Genomic DNA, 300 nt, shown 5'->3' on the forward strand with positions numbered 1-300 from the left:
CGGAGGACGGCAGCCGGGCGCGGTACCCGTCGCCGGAGATCAGGATCGCCGACCTGGCGGACTTCGCCCTGCGGGCCGCCTGCTGGGGCGACCCGACGGCGGAGGGGCTCGCGCTGCTCGACGCTCCACCGGCCGGGGCGATGGCGGCGGCCCGCGCGGTCCTGGGGTCGATCGGGGCCGTGGACGGGGACGGCCGGGCCACGGAGCGGGGGGTACGGATGTCCCGGCTCGGGCTGCACCCCCGCCTCGGACGGGCGCTCCTCGACGGGGCGCCCGAGGTCGGGGTCCGGCGGGCGGCGG

1 pseudogene is annotated in these 300 nt (G+C 81.0%); it reads left to right on the forward strand.

The features are described from left to right. A pseudogene (locus CCN56_RS45125) lies at positions 1 to 300 on the forward strand (ATP-dependent helicase HrpB); the annotation flags it as partial.

The sequence above is a fragment of the Streptomyces sp. NRRL B-24572 genome, from assembly GCF_002156145.1.
In the GTDB taxonomy this organism is placed as follows: Bacteria; Actinomycetota; Actinomycetes; order Streptomycetales; family Streptomycetaceae; genus Streptomyces; species Streptomyces vietnamensis.